We start from the raw sequence: 19,893 nt of genomic DNA, 5'->3' as shown, positions 1-19,893 counted from the left end.
CTCGATAAACGATTTTTTTATCGTATTTGTGCAAGGTACCCCATTTATTCTGCATTCAACGGGCAGACCAACAAGGGAAGGGAAAAGTATAAAAAGGTGACAATTCCGACCTGATGATAAAACTGTGAGTTTGATCGAGCCGTTCTGCTGATATTTATTAATAATCAAGGGATAAAGACAATATTAGCCACCATAAAAGCGGAAAAATGAATATCCATGCTTGAATTATCCATAGCACTTCCGATCAGGGTTCAAAATGGCGGGTTATTTATCTCCCGGGGCGTGGGCCGTCATCCCGCACGAAAATTATCTTCATGGGAAATAATTTTTGTCGAAAAAGGGACATTAACGATCCAGGAGGAAAATACGCTGTTTGAGGTAAACGCTGGCGAGAGTTTATTACTTTGGCCGAAGCGGCGGCATGTCGGCGTGGAAGATTTTCCGGGCGATCTCAAATTTTACTGGCTGCATTTTGAGGTGGATGAACGCTTGCCGGTGTTGCCAGGCGCGACGCCGCTGTCGATTGAGCAACACTGTAGCGTGCGGGATCCGCAATATGTTATTGCGTTATTCCGTCAGTTTTTAAGCGAGCAGGAAAAATTACAGCGTAGCCAGGCGCTGGAGATAATCTTGCTGTTAATTTTGCAGCAGATATCGCTCTCGCCGGGATATGAAGATAAAGCGGATGATGCGGGCGCAGCAATGGCGTGGAAGGCCAAGCAGCTTATCCGCACGCACTTTCATTTGCCCCTGTCCACTTCGCAGCTGGCAAAAGAGCTGCACTGCAACGCAGATTACCTGGGGCGGGTATTTCGTCGGACGTTTCATTTAACCCTGACGGAGGCAATTCACCGCCAGCGCGTCAGGGCCGCTGAAAAACTGCTGCTGAACGATGCGGCCTCATTAACTGAAGTGGCCGCCCGGTGCGGTTTTAATGACGTGGGTTATTTCCGGCAAATATTCTCAAAACATACCGGGTTAACGCCCGCCGTCTGGAAACGGCGGTACTGTAAAGAGCATATTAATTCCGGATGATCACTGGCCGTAATAGGCATTTGCGCCATGCTTGCGCAGGTAATGCTTCTCCAGCAATTCCTGCTGCATAACCGGAAGCTGAGGTGCAAGCTGGCGCGAGAAAAGCCCCATATAGGCGCACTCTTCCAGCACCACGGCATTGTGTACCGCATCGGCAGCGTCTTTGCCCCAGGCAAACGGGCCGTGAGAATGAACCAGCACCGCCGGGACCTGCATCGGGCTTATGTCGCGCTCCTCGAAGGTTTTGATAATGACTACCCCCGTCTGGTATTCATATTCACCCGCGATTTCAGCCGTGGTCATCAGCCGCGTGCAGGGGATCGCACCGTAAAAATAGTCCGCGTGCGTCGTTCCCCACGCGGGTAAATCCTGCCCCGCCTGCGACCAGATGGTGGCGTGGCGGGAATGGGTATGCACAATGCCGCCAATTTCCGGGTAACGACGATACAGCGCGAGATGGGTCGGGGTGTCGGAGGAGGGCTTTTTACTCCCCTCGACCACTTTACCCGTGGCGATATTTACCACCACCATATCTTCTGCGGTCATCACGTCGTACTCCACGCCGGATGGTTTGATCACCATCATGCCGCTGGCACGGTCAACCGCGCTGACGTTGCCCCAGGTGAACGTCACCAGCTGGTGGGCGGGCAGGGCGAGATTTGCCGCCAGCACCTCGGCTTTGAGTTGTTCTAACATGTCATGCCTCCTTCCTGCATTCGGGCTTCAATCCAGCGGCGCGCCTGGATGATCTCCAGCACCGGCTCTTTGGCTTTCTCGGTCCACATTTCAATCAGAAATGCGCCGCGATAATTAAGTTGATTCAGCGTGTTAAACACGCCAACGAAATCGACGCAGCCCTCGCCAAACGGCACGTCGCGGAACTGTCCGGGGCTTTGCTCGGTAACGGGCCGGGTATCTTTCAGGTGGATAGCGGCGATGCGGTCAATGCCCAGCGTCAGCTCGGCGGTGACGTCGTTGCCCCACGCGCTCAGGTTGCCGACGTCCGGGTAAACGCTGAACCACGGCGAGGCGAGCATGTCGTCCCACTTTTTCCACTTGCTGATGGAGTTCATAAACGCAGTGTCCATGATCTCTACCGCCAGCATTACCTGCGCGGCGGCAGCCTGCTCTACGGCCCACGCCAGCCCTTCGGCAAAGCGCTGTTGCGTGCCCTCGTCGTGCTCCTCGTAGTACACGTCATAACCCGCAAGCTGGATGGTGCGAATACCCAAATCACGGGCCAGCCGGATGGCTTTGGTCATGATCTCGCGGGCGCGTTCGCGCACGATTTCATCGCGGCTGCCAAACGGGAAGCGACGATGGGCAGATAAGCACATCGACGGGATGGCCACGCCGGTCTCCAGCATCGCTTCCACAAGAGAGGCGCGCTGCGTGGTACTCCATTCAAGGCGCGATAAACGCTCGTCGGTCTCATCCACCGACATCTCCACAAAATCGAAGCCGCAGCTTTTTGCCAGAACCAGGCGCTCCGGCCAGGAGAGATCTTTTGGCAGCGCTTTTTCGTAAATGCCTAACGGATGCTGACGCATGGTTACTCTCCCCAGATGTCGCGGATTTGCGAATGGAATGCCTGTGCCACCTGCGGCGGATTATCGGCGCCTGCCAGCGCGCGCCCGGCAATGAAGGCTTTGACGTTGATCTGCTTAAACAGCGACAGGTCAGCGGGGGTGATACCGCCAGTTATAGAAAGCTGCAAACCGATATCGGACAGCGCCTTCATTTTGCTGAGATCCGCCTCACCCCACTGCTGGCCGCTGGCCTGTGCGTCGCGCCCGCGGTGGTAAATCGCCTGCTTCACCCCGATGCGATGCCACGCGCGCGCGTCGTCCAGCGTCCAGTTGCCAAACAGCTCCATCTGGATCTCGCCGCCGCCGCGCAGTGCGACCTCGTGGCCACGTTCAACGGTGGCCAGCGGGGCGGCACAGATGATGGTCATCCAGTTTGCGCCTGCGCCAAACGCCTGCTCAGCCAGCGTTTCTCCGGCATCGGCGACTTTCCAGTCCGCCACGATAATTTTATCCGGACACTGCGCACGCAGGGCGCGAACGGCGTTTAGCCCTTCGGTCAGGCATAGAATGGTGCCGGCTTCGACGATGTCGACGTGATCGGAAAGCGTCGCGACATCGCGCTGCGCGGCCTGAAGCGAGGTGTGGTCGAGCGCCAGCTGCAATAATGGTCGGCTCATAGGTCGTACTCCTTAACACGGGCGTGATAGCCCTGTAATGCTGAAATCAGTAGCTGGTAACGGTGATATTTGCGCTGGTAGGCGGCATGGGCACGCATGTCAGGTTCAATCATCCGGATGTCATGCCTGAGGGCGCGCTGAGCGGCGTAAAAATCGGGATAAAGGCCTGTACCGACGAGCGCGGCCAGCGCCGCACCGGAACAGCCGGTCTCTTCCACCTGCGGGAGTTCAATCGCCAGGCCGCTGACGTCGGCGAGCATCTGCATCCACACGTCCGAATGGGTTGGGCCGCCCGTCACGCGCAGGGCCTGCACGTGGGGAAAGCGTTCGAGCATACGGTTGAGGTGGGTCATGTGGCTGAATACCACCCCTTCATAAACCGCCTGGAGGAGGTGCGCGCGGGTATGCAGCGCCTGCAAGCCATAGAAGCCGCTGGTCATCTCCAGCCCGGCGTTGCTGCCGTAGAGGAAAGGCAGGAAGAACACATCGCTTTCAGCTTTTGGCAGGCTGGCCACGGCGTGGTTAATCTCATCGAATGACATATCGCCCCATTGGGCCGTCAGCCATTCCAGGTTGCCGGACGACGTGGGGCTGGCTTCATGAACGATGAACTGCTGCGGATGGACGTAGCGGCCATAGACGTAGGGGAACGGCTCGTTGTCGCGGATGCCGTGGGCAATCCCACTGGTCACGGCCCAGGTCCCCATTACGGCATTCAGCGTATGTTCGTCATGCAGCCCGGCGCAGATCGCGGTGGAAACCACATCAAACAGTCCACCAACGACGGGAGTACCCGCCGTGAGACCGGTTAGTGCGGCTGCCTGAGCGGTGATTTCCCCGCAAATTTCTGCTGAACCGATAATGGACGGCAGGGCACCGTCAATGTCGCTGATGCCGAGCCAGCGCGTGAGCTGCGGATCGTACTGCCCGGTATTCATGTTGTAGAGATTGGATTCCGAGATGTTGCTCTCTTCGCAGCCTTTGACCCCGGTCAGACACCAGCGCAGGTAATCGTGCGCCATCATCACGCTGCCAATTTGCTGATACCGCTGCGGCTCGTTCTCTTTAACCCAGCGCAGGAGCGAGGCCGGATGCCCCGTCCACAGCGTCTGGCGAGTATGTGGATAGAGCTTTTCGGGTATACCGTCCTGCTGCCAGCGTTGCACGATCTCCAGCGCACGGCGATCGGAGGAGAGTATGGCGTTACCCAAGGGGCGATCCTGTTTATCGAGCAGAAACAGCCCCTTGCCCTGGGCTGAAATGCCAACGCCTTTGATCTGACCGCCGTCAGCGCCTGAATTTTTGAGCAGCAGGGCGACCGTTATGTGGCAGTGCTGCCAGAGCTGGTGCATATCCCGCTCGGCGTAGCCGGCGCGTGGGCTGAGCGTGGCCACTGAGCGGCGTTCAATACAGACTTCTTTTCCCTGGCTGTTGTATAAACCGGCTTTCAGATAAGTACCGCCACAATCGATACCCAACCAGAAGGGCTCTTTTTCACTCATCTTCTTCTCGCTTAATTGCCGGGTGCTTCGCTTACCCGGCCTACGGTTCGGTTTTCTCCCTCTCCCCGTGGGAGAGGGCTAGGGTGAGGGCATCAGGCCGCACGTTTATGTGGAGTCACCGTGGGATTAGGCTCTGCTCCGGCATCGCATTTCGCCGGTAACAGCAGGGCCAGCAGCGATGCCAGCGCCAGCGAAACCGCCAGGCAGTAAACGCCTGCGTCTTTGCTGTACAGGGTGATCAGTACGCCTACCGCATAAGGACCGCAGAACCCGCCGAGGTTGCCCAGGGCATTGATCACGCCGCGAGCGCCACCCGCCATCTCAGCGCTGAACAGACGCGCCGGGATAGTCCAGAACACGCCCGCTGCGGATTGCAGGAAGAAGCCACAGCCCACCAGCGCGGCATAGGCCAGCCAGGTGTGCTCTTTCAGCGCCACGGAGAGGAACATGCAGAGCGCAAAGCCAATCAATGGCAGGGAGACAAACAGCTTGCGCTTGCCGGTGCGGTCAGAGAGTGAAGAGAACAGGAACATACCGGCAATGGCGCCGATGTAAGGCAGAATAGCGAGCATTCCCACCTGGCCGATGCTGGTGTGCGTCAGTTCTTTCAGAATGGTGGGCAGCCAGAGGGTGTAACCGTATATGCCAGTCTGGTAGAAGAAGTTGAGGGCGATCAGCTGCCACATGGTTTTGTCAGACAGCACCGCGCTGAGCGAGGCGTTTTTCACCTCTTTACCCGCAATGGCCTGCTGCTCTGCCGCCAGCGTTTGTACCAGGTAGTTTTTCTCGGCCTCAGAGATCCAGCGCGCTTCCTGCGGCCGGTCGTAGACGGTGAACGCCCACAGCACCAGCACAACAACGGACATCAGACCTTCAATAATGAACAGCCAGCGCCAGTCGAGAGCGGTAATAATCCAGCCCGACAGCGGGGCGGTGATGATCCCGGCGATGGGCACGAACATGATCACAATCGCGTTGGCGCGGCCGCGCTCGGCATCCGGGAACCAGTTACTGATCATCGTGAGCACAACGGGCAGCATCCCGCCTTCCGCCACACCGAGTAAGAAGCGCAGCACCAGCAGCTGATACTGGTTGGTCACAAGCCCGGTCAGAACCGAGATCACCGCCCAGGCAACCAGCGACCAGCCGATAAACTTCTTACCGCTGCCGTGCACGGCAATTTTGCCGCCGGGAACTTGCAGGAACAAATAGCCGATAAAAAAGATCCCCCCCGCCAGGCCCGCCATCGTGGCGGAAATGCCCAGCTCTTCATCCATACCGCCGGGCATCGCAAAAGCTATATTTACGCGGTCCATATAGGAAATAATGCAGGCGATAAGAATAGGGGGAATGATCCTTAGCCAGCGTTGACGCGGAATGTCCGCGTGTAGAGCATTAGAAGAAATATTCATAGTTAATATCTCAGTGAAGGTAACCGGAAAATGTATTCTTTATTTTTATTGTGATGCTTTATTCATAGCGCTAATGCCGTCGCGCAAAATAGCGATGCGATGGCTGACGTCAGCATTAGCATTTATTTCCAGTAATTTAATACCGGAGAATTTCAATGTTGCGGCGCTCGCCGCAGTAAACAGCGCTTTTACATGTTCAATGGACATGAGACTGTCGGCGCAGAACGAAGAAAACGGCGCGTGCAGATCCTGCCATTCTCCATACTCACCGTGAGGGGTCGTGCCCGAAAACATCAGCGCCCCCAGTTTCCCGGCAGCGAGTGCCGCCTGAACATGTTCCAGCGGAAGGGCGGTGTTGCGACCTTCAATAGCCGAACGTGCCCAGTTGATACAGACGCTGATATCGGTCTCTTTCACTACCTCCAGCACCTGCTCTAAGGGCAAGAACCCTTTACGCGGCGCCGGGCCATTCATCGCATCACAGTGTTCCAGCACCAGATCGCAGCCCCAGTCCCAGCTCGCGATTTCCCGTACCGAGCGGGAGAATGCTTCTGTCGCTTGCTCGACAGATTCATTACCCGCCTGCGGTGCGGCCTGCATTTCCAGAGCGACCACTTTCCCGGGAAAGCGGGTGTTAACGGCATCAATCTTTTGATGCAGATGGCGGTAATATTCAATGCACGCTTTACGCTGTTCTTCGTCCGCGGACGCCAGGCCAAACGCGCCGTTGCTGCCGCGGCGGCGCATGGTTTCCATAACGGCTGTGACAACGATCTGCCAGTTGCCCGGCGTATGACGAAACAGCCATTCATCTCCAAACGGATGGAGATTTTCAAGGCAAGGTTGTTCCAGCCCGCGAATATTTGGCGTGTCGGAAAGTTCCCGCCAGAAGGTGTATTCTTCCTGCTCCCCTTTCTGGTGAAACGAGGGTGCGCAGGGGTACGCACCAATAATAAAACCGGTGTTGGTCATTTCGCATTCCTGTATTTATCAGAAAATTAATCTAATTCGCTGATGGCCACTTTCACCACAATTTTACGAATTGCGGATCCCTTGTTTTTAATACAGGCAGGACGGTGAACATCCTGCGGGAAAAATATGGCGTAACTGCCAGGTATCATTTCGATAAACGACTCGTGTTCACTGTCGTGATAAAAAATAATATCCCGTTGCTCCAGCAATGATTCGCTGATTTTGTTATTCCCGGTATCAATAGCAATACCGATTTTTTCTTCACCCCAGGCCAGAAACTGGATATCCAGATAGCGGCGATGGACTTCAGGGCGGTTCTCGTGCTGCTCCTTTGTGGTGAGGTCGAGAACCTGGGCAAAAATGTTGCGGCCTTCAATTTCGATCACGCCCGGTGCCAGGGTGGTGAAATCCGTGGTACGCAGAAAATTAAGCGCCTTTTCTATCGCCAGCGGCAGGCGACATGGATTTGGCTGTGCAATATGTCCGAATATCATGACCCACTCCTTACAGAGACTGGATTTTCGCCCACACGCTGTCGTCGATGGTGATGCCGTCCCGGCGGTTTTCTTCCAGCAGGCGAGTAAATTCATGTCCAGGCAGACGGACGGCGACATTTTCATCAGCGCGTTCTGCGGTGGTGATGAAGTCCATGATGCGCTGTAGTTTGGCATCGCGGGTTGGACCGTCGATCAGGCGATCCACTTCGACGGCGATAAAGATCTGCGATACGCCGTATTCGTCGCTGTTGTCCTGGGTCACTTCCGCAACGGACGCGCCGTCAGAGAGCAGGGTGGCGATCATGTCGAGCACAATCGATAAGCCAGAACCTTTCCAGTAGCCCATGGGCAGAATGCGACGGTTTTTCTCAATCACGCCCGGCTCTCTGGTCAGATTGCCTTCATCGTCAAAGCCGCCGTCGACCGGTAATTCGCGTCCGGCCAGGCGATTCACCTCCAGCATGCCGTAGGAGAACATCGACATCGACATATCGACCATGGTGATTGGATTCGACGGGATAGCGACGATCAGCGGGTTTGTGCCGATGCAGCATTCTTTTGATCCCCACGCGGGCATCACGGCAATAGAGTTGGTCCAGCAGATGCCGATATAGCCTTTCTCCGCCGCCTGCCAGCCGTAGCTGCCGCCGCGCATCCAGTGGTTCGCGTTACGCAGCGCCACCAGGCCGATCCCGTGATCGGACGCCAGCTCAGTAGCACGGTCCATCATCTTCTTCGCCGTCAGGTTGCCGATGGAACGCTGCGCATCCCACTGTTCGATGGCGCCTAATGTCGTTACGCGTTTCGGCTGGGCGTCAGGGATGATGTCGCCTGCGTCAAGCTGCTGAATAAATCGCGGGAAGCGGTTGACGCCGTGTGAATAAACGCCGGACTCCGTGGTGCGGGCGAACATCTCGGCGCAGGCGTCAGCGGTATCCGCTTTTACACCGCGATCGAGCAGAACCCGATTGAACGCCGCTTTCAACTCTTCGAAGGTCACTTTCATCCCTGTTCTCCTGTTTTTTTAGGGGCAAGTGCGAGTGCTTTTTTATCACTAAATTTCACTATGCGAAATCTGATTTCAAATATAACGATCAAATTTTGTCAGATCAACGACATTCACGTTTTTCAAAATCGATTAAAATCAAATGGTTGTGTTTTTTCTGTTGAGATCGTGAACTAAAACACACTTTGCGCTACCATCAGGGCGCAATAAACAGGAGCTATTTGATGAGCATAAAAGAGAGCGAAATGACGCAAGAAAAAGAGAGGCCAGCAGGTAGCCAGAGCTTGTTTCGCGGCCTGATGCTGATTGAAATCCTCAGTAACTATCCGAACGGGTGTCCGCTTGCGCATTTATCAGAACTGGCGGGGCTGAATAAAAGTACCGTGCACCGGTTATTGCAGGGGTTGCAGTCGTGCGGGTACGTGACGCCAGCGCCGGCGGCAGGGAGCTATCGTTTGACCACCAAATTTATCGCCGTCGGGCAAAAGGCGCTTTCATCTCTCAATATTATTCACGTGGCGGCGCCGCACCTCGAGGCGCTGAACATTGCCACCGGCGAAACGGTCAACTTCTCCAGCCGTGAAGATGATCACGCGATCCTGATTTATAAGCTTGAGCCGACAACCGGTATGCTGCGCACGCGCGCATATATCGGCCAGCATATGCCGCTCTATTGTTCTGCAATGGGCAAAATCTATATGGCGTTTGGTCATCAGGATTACGTGGCGAGCTACTGGGAAAGCCACCAGGAACAGATCCAACCTTTGACCCGCAACACCATCACCGAACTGAGCGCGATGTATGATGAGCTGGCGGAAATTCGCGATCACAGTATGGCGATGGATAAAGAAGAGAACGAGCTGGGTGTGTCATGTATCGCCGTGCCGGTCTTTGATATTCACGGGCGCGTACCCTATGCCATCTCCATTTCGCTGTCGACGTCGCGCATGAAGCAGGTGGGTGAGAAAAACTTGCTAAAACCGCTGCGTGACACGGCGGAAGCTATCTCGAAAGAACTGGGGTTTAACGTGCGCGAGGCGTAACTGATGAACCAATTTATCCTGGCGGATCCTGAAAAATGTATCGGGTGTCGTACCTGTGAGGTAGCGTGCATGATGTCGCATCAAAGCAGCGCCACGCCAGTAGCGTTTACGTCACGGATCCGCGTGGTTAAGGGGGAAACCTTCACCACGGCAGTGGGCTGCCACCAGTGTGAAGATGCGCCCTGCGCGAATGTCTGCCCGACGGGGGCCATTCACCGCGCTGCGGGAGCCTGGCTCGTTAAGCAATCGCGCTGTATCGGCTGCAAAAGCTGTATGGTGGCGTGCCCGTTCGGGGCAATGCAGGTTCGGGTCGTGGAAGATCGCGTTCAGGCGCTGAAATGTGATTTGTGCGCGCATCGCGAGGGCGGTCCCGCCTGCGTCGAAGCCTGTCCCACCCACGCGCTGCGCTGCATAGACCCCGCCAGCTTACGCGCGGAACGGCTGCGTAATATGGCCTGAGGTTTTATTAACCGGCCTCGCGCCAGGCGTTCTCAATCTCTTCGGCGAGAATTTTCACACCCGCTTCGATTTTTTCCGGGTCCGGGACGTAGTTCATACGCATGCACTGGTGCGTGTGCGGCCACGGCTTATCCAGCCCCGGGAAGAAGTAATCCCCTGGCACCATCAGTACGCCACGTTTTTTCAGACGCTGATAAAGCAGCTCTGTCGTAATGGGCAGATCCTTAAACCACAGCCACAGGAAAATTGCCCCTTCCGGTTTATGGATCAGGCAGCGTTCTTCCGGTAAGTAGCGGCGAAGGATGGCTATAGTTTCCTGAACGCGCTGAGAGTAAAACGGCTTAATCACCTCATTCGACAGGCGCAGCAGGTCGTTACGCCTGATCATCTCGCACATCATCGCCGGGCCGATGCCGCCAGGCGAAAGGCTGATAATGCCGTTCATGTTGGTAATGGCGGTGATGATTTTCTCGTTAGCAATGATAATGCCGCAACGGCTGCCCGGCAGGCCCAGCTTGGAGAGGCTCATGCAGAGGATGATATTCGGGTTCCATAGCGGACGCGCTTCGCTGAAGATGATCCCCGGGAACGGTACGCCATAGGCGTTATCGATCACCAGCGGGATGCCGTGCTGATTCGCCAGCGCATCCAGCTTCATCAGCTCGTCGTCGGTGATCACGTTCCCCGTCGGGTTGGTGGGACGAGATACGCAGATCATGCCCGTCTCTTCACCGATATGCAGATGTTCAAAATCGACGTGATATTTGAACTGGCCCTCTGGCAGCAACTCGATATTCGGACGTGCGGAAACAAACAGGTCTTCTTCGAGGCCGGCATCGGCATAGCCAATATACTCCGGTGCCAGCGGGAACAGCACTTTTTTCGTGGTGCCGTCGGCGCGGCGTCCGGCGAACAGATTGAATAAGTAGAAAAACGCGCTCTGACTGCCGTTTGTCAGTGCAATATTCTGTGGTTCGATATCCCAACCCAGCGCTTCCCGCAGCATTGCCGCCAGAAGCGTCAGTAGTTCTGTTTTACCCTGAGGGCCGTCGTAATTACATAGCGCATCGGTTGCTTTACCGTTTTCCAGCATCTCTGCCAGCAGCGTCTGGAAGTAGGTGTTCATCTCCGGAATTTGAGCCGGGTTTCCGCCGCCAAGCATGATAGCGCCTGGGGTGCGCAGCCCGTCGTTGAGGTCCTCCATCAGGCGGGTAATGCCTGAATGGCGGGTAAATTTGTCGCCGAAAAGTGAAAACGTCATAGCAGGTGATCTGTCGGGCTTAATATGAAAGGCAGTAACCATAACGCCAGCACCGTGTTGGTGCAAATCGGCGGATGTGGTCGGATTTGTTGTTTTATGTGGCGGGTTTGTATTTGTGTGGTGAATTGTTCTGGTGAATGCCCCTCACCCCAGGCCTCTCCCCTTTGGGGAGAGGGTTAGGGTGAGGGGGTCTATTGATTACCCGCCCACACCACCATCACCTTATCGCCCTTGTGCTCGCGCACAAAGCCGTAGCCTTCTTTCATCGACAGCGTTGTTTGCTTGCCTTCACCCACCGCCGGATGACGGGCGCGGAACTGCCCCAGAAGCTGCCAGTGGGCGACAGTTAACGCCTGTTTACCCGTGACGTCCTGCCAGTTCATATCCGAACGGGTCCCCTGTAGCGGATCGGAGCCCGTAGGGCCGAATGGACGCTCTGATTCATCGCCGTAATAGATCTGCACGCTTCCCGGTGCCAGCAGCAGTAACTCAGCGGCGCGCTGGCCTCCTTCACGGAACAGACGCGTATCATGGGAGGAGAGATAGCTCAGCACATTAAAACTTTGCAGCTTTTCTGCCATTTGCTGCCAGGTCAAATCCATATCGGCCAGGCAGTCCACCGCTTTTGCCGCCTGCTCCTGATAGTCAAAATTGATCATCGCATCGAAGCCGTGGCGGTAATAATCGCTCTGCATCACGCCGTGGCCCCAGGATTCACCGGTCATCCAGAATGGCGCATCGTCGAGTTTTTTGTCCGGGTTGGCGGCTTTCCACGCGGCCAGCGCCTGGCTGGCCTGGTTTTTCAGTTGCAGCCAGGCTTCAGGCTCAACGTGCTTAGCGGTATCGACCCGGAAACCGTCGATGCCGTAGTCACGTACCCACTGGCTAAGCCAGTGAGTCAGGTAATCTCGCGGGGTGAAATTCGTCATCACTTTCGCGTTGGTGTCGGGCTTGTGTTGATAAAAGTTCGGCAAACCTGACGGGATCTTAGATTCCGTTTTCAGATCAGGCAGGAAGGCCAGCGACATGGTCAGATCGTCAAAGCCCGGGTTGTCGTAATCACCGATATCGGTACGGATCCATTTTTTACCCCACCATTTTTCCCATGCGGCTTTGTCACTGAAGTTGATGTAATCGTTGAAGCTGTGCCAGCTTTGCCCCGCTCCTGGCTTCCAGTCAGTCCAGCGCTCGCCGAGGGTTTTTTTCAGCTCATCGCCCTGCAAATAGAGCGCGCCAAACTGATACTCCTGCATATCTGCAAGCGTCGCATAACCCGCGTGGTTCATGACAATGTCAAACAGGACGCGGATACCGCGCCTGTGCGCGTCGTCGACAAGCTGGCGTAAATCATCTTCGTTGCCCATGTTGGCGTCGAGTTTCGTCCAGTCCTGAGTGTAATAGCCGTGATAGGCGTAGTGGGGGAAATCCCCTTTGGTGCCGCCGCCAACCCAGCCGTGGATCTGCTCCAGCGGCGAGCTTATCCAGAGCGCATTCACGCCCAGCTGCTGAAGGTAATCCAGTTTGCTGGTAAGCCCTTTCAGATCGCCGCCATGGAAAGTACCAATCTCCTGCATACCGTCTTTATGACGGCCATAGCTGTTGTCGTTGGTGGGGTCGCCATTCACGAAGCGATCGGTCAGCACGAAATAGACGGTGGCGTTTTGCCAGCTGAACGGCGCGGGTTTGTCCGTCTCGGCGCGCTCAAGCAGCAGCAGGCCATTGCTGTTGGCGGCTGGCTGAAGAGTCACTTTGCCATTTTGAACGGTCGCGGTCTGTTTACTGTAAAAATCACGGACCACCGTGCCTTCCGGAAAGGTGTTAACGACATCGATCGTGAGCGGTTTGCCGTCCCACTTCGGGCACTGGCGGGTGACGTTTGCGACAGGCTGTGGCGCCGCACTTTGCACCGTCAACATCAGCGTCGGCGTTCCCGAGCGCGTATCAATACGCATCTGATAAACGCCGTCACGGAATAACCGCCACTGCGGTGGGGTGCCTTCGCACGGTTTGAGCGACAGCATCTCGTTGAGCTTAATGGCACCTGTCGGCTGCCAGCACGCGTTGTCAAGACTCAACGTCAGCGGGCGGGTACCCTTCGCAAGCGTTGCCTGGCTGGTAAAGACGCCGGTACCTTCAGCGCTAAACGCGTTAAATCCCGGCGATGACCAGTCGGCATGCGCGAATGCGGGTAACATCAGAACAGCTAATGCAGTGCGTTTCATTCCATTTTCCTGTCGCGGCATTTTTGACCAGTGTGCCATTCGGCTCAGGGGAAAAACTCCTCCTCTACGGCTTTCTGCAAGGAGGACGCGAAGGGATGAGTGATCCCGCGCAAAATTAGGCAGTTATCTGCGATATCGCGCACATTTTTCCAGCGTTGATGCTTTAATGAGCATGTTCCGGATGACATAGTTTCGGAATTGGACTATTTATAGACGTGCTCTTGAAGACTATTTTTGGTACGATTTGAGATTCCGCTCTCAAATTTTTGAAGAAAATAAGGTGTTGGAATGTTTATATCCGACCAGGAGACCTAATGATATCGACTCCCATTCGACGATATGGGGCCGCGATACTCATGTTACTCACCATGGCATTTTCAGGTGAGGTGCTTGCAAAGACGCACACGGATACAACGAGTAAGAAAGCCCACGTAATAAAGACGACAAGCAGTAAGGTTAGCAGTAAACAAGAGTATTCTCGCAATAGTGCAAAGAGTAGTTCACTTCCTGATTTGCGAAAATACCCTTCCGGGACACCAAGGAAAAAAGCGTTTCTCCGGACGGTAATGCCTTACATTAAAAGCCAAAATGCCGCGATTACTGCGGATCGTAACTGGCTGATCTCCAAACAGTACGACAGCCGCTGGTCGCCGTCTGAGCGCACTCGCCTGAAAGATATCGCCAAACGCTATAAAGTGAAGTGGAGCGGGAACACGCGTCGCGTGCCTTGGAACTCACTGTTAGAACGTGTGGACATCATTCCAGGCAGTATGGTCGCGACAATGGCCGCCGCCGAAAGCGGTTGGGGCACCTCGAAGCTGGCGCGCAACAACAACAATCTGTTTGGCATGAAATGCGTAAAAGGTCGTTGTACTAACGCGCCCGGCAAGGTGAAGGGCTATTCACAGTTTGAATCGGTGAAAGATTCCGTGAATGCCTACGTGGTGAACCTGAACACCCACCCGGCCTATTCCTCGTTCCGTAAGTCACGCGCTCAGCTGCGTAAGGCGGATCAGGAAGTGACGGCCACGGCGATGATCCATAAGCTGAAAGGTTATTCCACTCAGGGACAGCGTTATAACAATTACCTGTTCTCCATGTACCAGGATAACCAGCGTCTGATTGCCGCACATATGTAATGAAAAACGCCTTCCACTGGAAGGCGTTCTTTTTTCTAGAGCAGGACTTCACTGTACCGTTCACGGTACTCCTTCGGCGTGGTGTCATACTCTTTCCTGAACACCGAATAGAAATACTGAAGCGACGGATAGCCACACATCTGTGAAATCTCGTTGATCGACAGCGAGGTGGAGATCAGCAGACTGCGCGCTTTCTCCAGCTTTTCCGCATGGATCACGGCGTGGATCGTCTCACCCACTTCCTCTTTAAACCGCTTCTCCAGATTCGAACGTGATATGCCGACCGAATCGAGCACCTGATCGACCTTAATCCCTTTGCAGGCATGATTGCGAATGTAGTGCATCGCCTGAATCACGGCCGGATCGTTTAATGAGCGGTAGTCAGTTGAGCGACGTTCGACCACGCGAACGGGAGGAACCAGCAGACGCTGGAGCGGCAGGGATTCGTTGTCTAACAGTCTGTGCAGCAGCTTTGCGGCCTGATAGCCCATCTGACGGGTACCCTGAGCCACGGATGAGAGCGCCACGCGCGACAGATAGCGCGTAAGCTCTTCGTTATCAATACCAATCACGCACAGCTTTTCAGGCACCGGAATATGCAAATGTTCGCACACCTGTAATACGTGGCGGGCGCGGGCGTCCGTCACGGCGATAATCCCTGTCTGGGGCGGCAGCGTTTGCAGCCAGTCAGCCAGACGATTTTGTGCGTGCTGCCAGTTTTCTGGCGCGGTTTCCAGCCCCTGATAAACGACGCCGCGATACTTCTCCTGGGCAACCAGCTGGCAGAAGGCATACTCACGCTCCATCGCCCAGCGCTTTCCGCTCGTGGCGGGCAATCCGTAAAACGCAAAACGATGGACGCCTTTCTCCTTTAAATGGAGGAAGGCGGTCTCGACCAGAGCATGGTTATCCGTGGCGATGTAGTGAACGGGAGGATAATGTTCCGGTGTATGATAAGAGCCGCCAACGCCCACGATAGGCACGTCAACGCCACTCAGCAACTGTTCAATCACGGGGTCGTCAAAGTCAGCGATGACCCCGTCGCCCAGCCAGTCTTTGATGTTCTCCAGACGGGTACGGAAATCTTCTTCGATGAAAATATCCCATTCGGATTGCGACGCCTGCAAATATTCGCCAACCCCTTCAACCACCTGCCGGTCATAGGCTTTGTTGGCATTGAATAACAACGTAATGCGGTGACGCTTTTCAAACATGGCTTATTTCCCAAATTAGTCACGATACTGTTATCAGGCGCGCCGCTTGGTGGCAGAGTCCATCCAGACTGCCAGCAAAAGAATGGCACCCTTGACGATATACTGCCAAAACGTCGGCACGTCCATCATACTCATCCCGTTATCCAGCGAAGCCATAATAAATGCGCCCATCACCGCCCCCGCCACGCTGCCAATGCCCCCGGCGAGGCTGGTCCCGCCAATCACGCAGGCGGCGATGGCGTCCAGCTCGGCAATATTACCGGCAGAGGGGGAGCCCGCCCCCAAACGTGAGCTGAGGATCAGCCCCGCGATGGCCACCATCAGGCCGTTGATGGCAAAGACGGCGAGTTTGGTGCGTTCTACGTTAATGCCGGACAAACGCGCGGCTTCGAGATTGCCACCGATGGCATAAATACGGCGACCGAATGCGGTACGCGTGGCCATAAACATCCCACCTAACAGCAACAGCGCCAGCAGCAGAACGGGCGTTGGGACGCCGCGATAATCGTTTAACAGCCAGATGGCGCCCAGTACAATCACCGCAGTAAGCGCCTGACGGCCGACAACCGAGGTTGAAGCAGGCGAGGCCAGCCCCAGCGCCTGGCGACGCATGCGTCCTCGCCATTGCCACGCGACAAACGCCATCAGCCCAACCACGCCGATCGTAAAACCGACGCCATCAGAGAGGTAGCTTTGGCCAATCTGGGACATCGAGGCGCTGGTCGGGGAGACGGTAGTGCCGTTGGTGATCCCAATCAGAATGCCGCGGAAGGCCAGCATCCCCGCTAAGGTGACGATAAACGACGGGACCTTACGGTAGGCCACCCACCAGCCATTCCACGCCCCCAGCAGCAGACCCAGTACCAGCGTGACCGCAATCGTCAGCGGCAGCGGCCAGCCGAGCCAGACGTCAAAAATTGCCGCCACGCCGCCGAGCAGACCCATCATCGACCCTACTGACAGGTCAATTTCCGCTGAGATAATCACAAAGACCATCCCCACCGCCAGGATCCCGGTGATGGCGGTCTGACGCAGCAGGTTAGAAACGTTACGTGCGCTCAAATAGGAGCCATCGGTCATCCAGGTAAAGAACAACATGATCACGATAATGGCGGCAATCATTACAAAAACTTGCAGATTCAGCGATTTAAGTCCTGCGAACGCACCGGGCGTCGGAACAGCGACTTTGATATCAGACGGGTTGCTTTTCGACATGGCGTTCGCTCCTTAAGGCAGCTTCCATCACCTGCTCTTGCGTCAGGTTCTGGTTGTTCAGGTTGGCTTTGAGTTTCCCTTCATGCATGACCAGCACGCGGTCGCTCAGCCCCAGCACTTCAGGCAATTCGGACGAGATAACAATGACGGCAATCCCTTGCTGCACAAGCTGGTTGATCAGCTTGTAGATTTCATACTTCGCGCCGATATCGATCCCGCGCGTGGGTTCGTCCAGAATTAAAATGCGCGGATTAAGCAACAGGCAGCGCGCCAGAATCGCTTTCTGCTGGTTGCCGCCGCTCAGGCGACCTATCGCCAGTTCCGGCGAGGAGGTTTTCACCTTGAGCCTGGCAAGTGACTGAAGAATACACTGCTGTTCTGCGGCATCATCCAGGCTGCTCAGCGCGCCGGAAAACTGGCTGAGCGCCGCCAGCGTGATATTTTTTCCCACCGCCATGACCGGCACGATGCCGTCTTTTTTGCGGTCTTCGGGCACCATAGCAATGCCTTTGGCAATGGCCTGCTGGCAGTTGTCGATTTTTACCGGCTGACCGTCGATATAAATTTTGCCTTCCCAGCGCCCCGGCCAGACGCCAAACAGACACTGCACGGCCTCGGTTCTTCCGGCACCCACTAAACCCGCAATACCGAGAATTTCGCCGCGGTGCAGCGAGAAGGAGAGGTTATCCACGCGCTTGATGTGGCGGTTAACGGGATGCCACGCCGTCAGGTTTTCCACGCGCAGGAGTTCTTCGCCTATGGTGTGTGGTTCGTTGGGATACAGTGCGGTGAGTTCGCGACCCACCATCATGGTGATGATGTCATCTTCGCTCATGCCTTCTGCTTCACGCGTGCCAATGTGCTGCCCGTCGCGGATGACGCAGATGGTGTCGGAAATAGCTTTCACCTCATTGAGCTTGTGCGAAATATAGATGCAGGCGATACCGTGGTTTTGCAGGTCGCGGATGATATTGAGCAGAACGGCGGTTTCCTGTTCGGTGAGCGAGGCGGTTGGCTCGTCGAGGATCAGCAGGCGTACCTGCTTGTTCAGCGCCTTGGCGATCTCCACCAGCTGCTGCTGGCCCAAACCTAAGTCGCCCACGCGCGTATCCGGTGAGATAGCCAGGCTCACCTGGGCCAGCAGTTTTTCGCAGCGCAGCGTCATGGTGTCGTAATCCAGTACGCCGTGGCGTGAGAGTTCGGCGCCGAGAAAAATATTTTCCAGCACGGTAAGGTGCTTCACCAGCGCCAGCTCCTGGTGAATAATAGCGATGCCTTTACGTTCGGTATCGCGAATGTGCGTGGCCTGGAGCACCTCGCCGGCAAAGACGATTTCGCCCTCGTAGCTGCCGTGCGGATAGATCCCGCACAACACTTTCATCAGCGTGGATTTTCCCGAGCCATTTTCGCCGCACAGCGACATCACTTCGCCGGGATTCAGCCGCAGGCTTACGTTATCGACTGCTTTCACCGCCCCGAAGGCTTTGGTGATGCTTTTCATTTCAAGTAAATAAGACATAACTGCTCCGCATGGCCCGACAGATGTACAGGGCAGGTCGATGCGCCCCTGCCGGGCAGGGGCTGCGCTGGATTACAGTTCACTCTTCTTATGGAAACCGTCTTTCACCACGGTGGCGTCAATATTCTCTTTGTTGACTTCGATAGGGGTAAGCAGGCGAGCAGGTACGTCTTTCAGGCCGTTATTTAACGTCGCGTCTGCTTTAGGTTGCTGGCCATTGCCCAGCTCAACGGCAATTTCGGCGGCCGTATTGGCAAGCTCGGTAATGGGCTTATACACCGTCATGGTCTGGGTACCCGCGATGATGCGTTTTACACCCGCAAGGTCGGCGTCCTGTCCGGAAATAGCGACTTTCCCGGCCAGACCCTGCGCGCTCAGCGCCTGAATGGCGCCACCCGCAGTGGCATCGTTAGAGGCCACCACCGCATCGATTTTGTTGTTATTTGCAGTCAACGCGTTTTCCATAATTTTCAGCGCGTTTTCCGGTAACCAGCCGTCAGCCCACTGGTCGCCGACGACTTTAATTTTGCCCTCGTCGATATACGGCTTCAGCACTTTCATTTGTCCCTGGCGGAACAGTTTGGCGTTGTTATCCACGGGCGAGCCGCCCATCAGGAAATAATTCCCCTGAGGCACTTTTGCGACCAGGCTTTTAGCCTGTAATTCGCCCACCTTTTCATTGTCGAACGAAATATAATAATCAATGTCGGCATTATTAATCATGCGGTCATAAGCCAGGACTTTTATGCCTTCCTGTTTCGCTTCTTTCACCACGTTGCTTAATACCTGGCCGTTATACGGGATAATGACCAGCACATCGACGCCACGGTTGATCATATTCTCGATTTGCGACATTTGCGTCTCTTCGTTGCCGTTAGCGGACTGAACGAACACCTCCGCGCCGAGAGATTCCGCTTTTTTAACAAAGATATCGCGATCTTTTTGCCAGCGCTCCAGGCGTAAGTCATCAATCGCCATGCCGATTTTGACCTCTTTGGCGTGGCCGGCAAAGCTTGCAAGCAGGAGAGTAGTGCAGAGCGTTAGGGTCAGGTTCTTTATCTTCATAATTATTAGGCCTTTTTGTAGGGGTATGTGTAGCTGAGATAAAAGAAACATTCACTGCTGAGACGCAGCAAATTTTTAACGTGGAAAGGCCTGCTGGCAATTACAGATTTTTATCTTCTCATTACG

General features: G+C 55.3%; 18 protein-coding genes. 4 read left to right on the top strand and 14 right to left on the bottom strand.

All coding sequences use genetic code 11. The annotated features are described in order from the left end of the window. Window positions 1-216: 216 nt before the first annotated feature. On the top strand, window positions 217-1,035 hold the full coding sequence (locus tag ACOTX4_RS23695; RefSeq protein WP_032649828.1) for an AraC family transcriptional regulator: 819 nt from the start codon (window positions 217-219) through the stop codon (window positions 1,033-1,035). On the opposite strand, the gene araD is transcribed toward ACOTX4_RS23695, so the two are convergent. The 8 genes from araD to yiaK all read right to left on the bottom strand — a co-directional run bounded on the left by araD (window position 1,036) and on the right by yiaK (window position 8,630). Then, entirely contained in the window at window positions 1,036-1,731 is a 696-nt protein-coding gene (gene araD / locus ACOTX4_RS23690) for an L-ribulose-5-phosphate 4-epimerase (RefSeq protein ID WP_045331996.1), read from the bottom strand. Continuing rightward, a complete protein-coding gene (locus ACOTX4_RS23685) occupies window positions 1,725-2,585 on the bottom strand; it encodes an L-ribulose-5-phosphate 3-epimerase (protein ID WP_017693794.1) in 861 nt (286 codons plus the stop codon). The genes araD and ACOTX4_RS23685 overlap by 7 nt, the downstream gene beginning before the upstream one ends. A 2-nt stretch (window positions 2,586-2,587) precedes the next feature. After that, window positions 2,588-3,241, bottom strand: coding sequence for a 3-keto-L-gulonate-6-phosphate decarboxylase UlaD (ulaD, locus tag ACOTX4_RS23680; RefSeq protein ID WP_017693795.1), 654 nt, complete (start codon window positions 3,239-3,241; stop codon window positions 2,588-2,590). Further along, the gene (locus ACOTX4_RS23675) at window positions 3,238-4,743 is read right to left on the bottom strand and encodes an FGGY-family carbohydrate kinase (RefSeq protein ID WP_045331999.1); all 1,506 of its coding nucleotides are present in this window, start codon (window positions 4,741-4,743) and stop codon (window positions 3,238-3,240) included. Before ACOTX4_RS23675 ends, ulaD begins: the two co-directional genes overlap by 4 nt. A 92-nt stretch (window positions 4,744-4,835) precedes the next feature. Then, window positions 4,836-6,155, bottom strand: a complete 1,320-nt coding sequence (locus tag ACOTX4_RS23670; protein ID WP_022652031.1) for an MFS transporter — start codon at window positions 6,153-6,155, stop codon at window positions 4,836-4,838. Window positions 6,156-6,200: 45 nt separating this feature from the next. Beyond that, a complete protein-coding gene (locus ACOTX4_RS23665; protein ID WP_022652030.1) occupies window positions 6,201-7,127 on the bottom strand; it encodes a DUF4862 family protein in 927 nt (308 codons plus the stop codon). Between the two features lie 26 nt (window positions 7,128-7,153). Next, a complete protein-coding gene (locus ACOTX4_RS23660; protein WP_015572753.1) occupies window positions 7,154-7,621 on the bottom strand; it encodes a YhcH/YjgK/YiaL family protein in 468 nt (155 codons plus the stop codon). A 10-nt stretch (window positions 7,622-7,631) separates the two neighbouring features. Continuing rightward, window positions 7,632-8,630, bottom strand: coding sequence for a 3-dehydro-L-gulonate 2-dehydrogenase (gene yiaK / locus ACOTX4_RS23655; RefSeq protein ID WP_022652028.1), 999 nt, complete (start codon window positions 8,628-8,630; stop codon window positions 7,632-7,634). A 224-nt stretch (window positions 8,631-8,854) separates the two neighbouring features. Here yiaK and yiaJ point away from each other — a divergent pair, with 224 nt between their 5' ends. Both yiaJ and ACOTX4_RS23645 read left to right on the top strand, forming a co-directional pair. Beyond that, window positions 8,855-9,673, top strand: a complete 819-nt coding sequence (gene yiaJ, locus ACOTX4_RS23650) for an IclR family transcriptional regulator YiaJ (protein WP_015572751.1) — start codon at window positions 8,855-8,857, stop codon at window positions 9,671-9,673. 3 nt (window positions 9,674-9,676) lie between these two features. After that, window positions 9,677-10,132, top strand: coding sequence for a 4Fe-4S dicluster domain-containing protein (locus ACOTX4_RS23645; protein ID WP_022652027.1), 456 nt, complete (start codon window positions 9,677-9,679; stop codon window positions 10,130-10,132). 7 nt (window positions 10,133-10,139) lie between these two features. Here ACOTX4_RS23645 and avtA read toward each other — a convergent pair whose 3' ends face one another. Both avtA and ACOTX4_RS23635 read right to left on the bottom strand, forming a co-directional pair. Then, window positions 10,140-11,393, bottom strand: a complete 1,254-nt coding sequence (gene avtA, locus ACOTX4_RS23640; RefSeq protein WP_015572749.1) for a valine--pyruvate transaminase — start codon at window positions 11,391-11,393, stop codon at window positions 10,140-10,142. 191 nt (window positions 11,394-11,584) lie between these two features. Next, window positions 11,585-13,615, bottom strand: a complete 2,031-nt coding sequence (locus ACOTX4_RS23635; RefSeq protein WP_022652026.1) for an alpha-amylase — start codon at window positions 13,613-13,615, stop codon at window positions 11,585-11,587. A 314-nt stretch (window positions 13,616-13,929) separates the two neighbouring features. Between ACOTX4_RS23635 and ACOTX4_RS23630 the strand changes: the two genes are divergently transcribed. After that, on the top strand, window positions 13,930-14,754 hold the full coding sequence (locus ACOTX4_RS23630; protein ID WP_022652025.1) for a protein bax: 825 nt from the start codon (window positions 13,930-13,932) through the stop codon (window positions 14,752-14,754). Between the two features lie 35 nt (window positions 14,755-14,789). Here ACOTX4_RS23630 and xylR read toward each other — a convergent pair whose 3' ends face one another. The 4 genes from xylR to xylF all read right to left on the bottom strand — a co-directional run bounded on the left by xylR (window position 14,790) and on the right by xylF (window position 19,767). Next, window positions 14,790-15,968, bottom strand: a complete 1,179-nt coding sequence (xylR, locus tag ACOTX4_RS23625) for a D-xylose utilization transcriptional activator XylR (protein ID WP_003860152.1) — start codon at window positions 15,966-15,968, stop codon at window positions 14,790-14,792. Window positions 15,969-16,001: 33 nt separating this feature from the next. Then, a complete protein-coding gene (gene xylH / locus ACOTX4_RS23620; protein WP_003860151.1) occupies window positions 16,002-17,183 on the bottom strand; it encodes a xylose ABC transporter permease XylH in 1,182 nt (393 codons plus the stop codon). Next, window positions 17,161-18,702 (bottom strand): xylose ABC transporter ATP-binding protein, encoded by a 1,542-nt coding sequence (locus tag ACOTX4_RS23615; RefSeq protein WP_015572746.1) that lies wholly within the window; start codon window positions 18,700-18,702, stop codon window positions 17,161-17,163. The genes xylH and ACOTX4_RS23615 overlap by 23 nt, the downstream gene beginning before the upstream one ends. A gap of 72 nt (window positions 18,703-18,774) precedes the next feature. After that, complete coding sequence (xylF, locus tag ACOTX4_RS23610; protein ID WP_006808602.1) at window positions 18,775-19,767, bottom strand: D-xylose ABC transporter substrate-binding protein; 993 nt, start codon at window positions 19,765-19,767, stop codon at window positions 18,775-18,777. Window positions 19,768-19,893 lie beyond the last annotated feature (126 nt).

The organism is Enterobacter cloacae complex sp. IR5459, assembly GCF_049238005.1.
GTDB lineage: Bacteria > Pseudomonadota > Gammaproteobacteria > Enterobacterales > Enterobacteriaceae > Enterobacter > Enterobacter hormaechei_C.
The sequence above is the reverse complement of the archived record's forward strand: the minus strand, read 5'-3'. Positions and strand labels throughout refer to the sequence as shown.

What these genes read in the sequence shown, in the direction of transcription:
- ACOTX4_RS23630 (WP_022652025.1), top strand. Translation starts at nt 13,930, where the DNA reads ATGATATCGACTCCCATTCGACGATATGGGGCCGCGATACTCATGTTA.
- ACOTX4_RS23635 (WP_022652026.1), bottom strand. Translation starts at nt 13,615, where the DNA reads ATGAAACGCACTGCATTAGCTGTTCTGATGTTACCCGCATTCGCGCAT.
- xylH (WP_003860151.1), bottom strand. Translation starts at nt 17,183, where the DNA reads ATGTCGAAAAGCAACCCGTCTGATATCAAAGTCGCTGTTCCGACGCCC.
- ulaD (WP_017693795.1), bottom strand. Translation starts at nt 3,241, where the DNA reads ATGAGCCGACCATTATTGCAGCTGGCGCTCGACCACACCTCGCTTCAG.
- ACOTX4_RS23675 (WP_045331999.1), bottom strand. Translation starts at nt 4,743, where the DNA reads ATGAGTGAAAAAGAGCCCTTCTGGTTGGGTATCGATTGTGGCGGTACT.
- ACOTX4_RS23695 (WP_032649828.1), top strand. Translation starts at nt 217, where the DNA reads ATGCTTGAATTATCCATAGCACTTCCGATCAGGGTTCAAAATGGCGGG.
- ACOTX4_RS23645 (WP_022652027.1), top strand. Translation starts at nt 9,677, where the DNA reads ATGAACCAATTTATCCTGGCGGATCCTGAAAAATGTATCGGGTGTCGT.
- xylF (WP_006808602.1), bottom strand. Translation starts at nt 19,767, where the DNA reads ATGAAGATAAAGAACCTGACCCTAACGCTCTGCACTACTCTCCTGCTT.
- ACOTX4_RS23660 (WP_015572753.1), bottom strand. Translation starts at nt 7,621, where the DNA reads ATGATATTCGGACATATTGCACAGCCAAATCCATGTCGCCTGCCGCTG.
- yiaK (WP_022652028.1), bottom strand. Translation starts at nt 8,630, where the DNA reads ATGAAAGTGACCTTCGAAGAGTTGAAAGCGGCGTTCAATCGGGTTCTG.
- ACOTX4_RS23670 (WP_022652031.1), bottom strand. Translation starts at nt 6,155, where the DNA reads ATGAATATTTCTTCTAATGCTCTACACGCGGACATTCCGCGTCAACGC.
- ACOTX4_RS23665 (WP_022652030.1), bottom strand. Translation starts at nt 7,127, where the DNA reads ATGACCAACACCGGTTTTATTATTGGTGCGTACCCCTGCGCACCCTCG.
- ACOTX4_RS23685 (WP_017693794.1), bottom strand. Translation starts at nt 2,585, where the DNA reads ATGCGTCAGCATCCGTTAGGCATTTACGAAAAAGCGCTGCCAAAAGAT.
- araD (WP_045331996.1), bottom strand. Translation starts at nt 1,731, where the DNA reads ATGTTAGAACAACTCAAAGCCGAGGTGCTGGCGGCAAATCTCGCCCTG.
- yiaJ (WP_015572751.1), top strand. Translation starts at nt 8,855, where the DNA reads ATGAGCATAAAAGAGAGCGAAATGACGCAAGAAAAAGAGAGGCCAGCA.
- xylR (WP_003860152.1), bottom strand. Translation starts at nt 15,968, where the DNA reads ATGTTTGAAAAGCGTCACCGCATTACGTTGTTATTCAATGCCAACAAA.
- avtA (WP_015572749.1), bottom strand. Translation starts at nt 11,393, where the DNA reads ATGACGTTTTCACTTTTCGGCGACAAATTTACCCGCCATTCAGGCATT.
- ACOTX4_RS23615 (WP_015572746.1), bottom strand. Translation starts at nt 18,702, where the DNA reads ATGTCTTATTTACTTGAAATGAAAAGCATCACCAAAGCCTTCGGGGCG.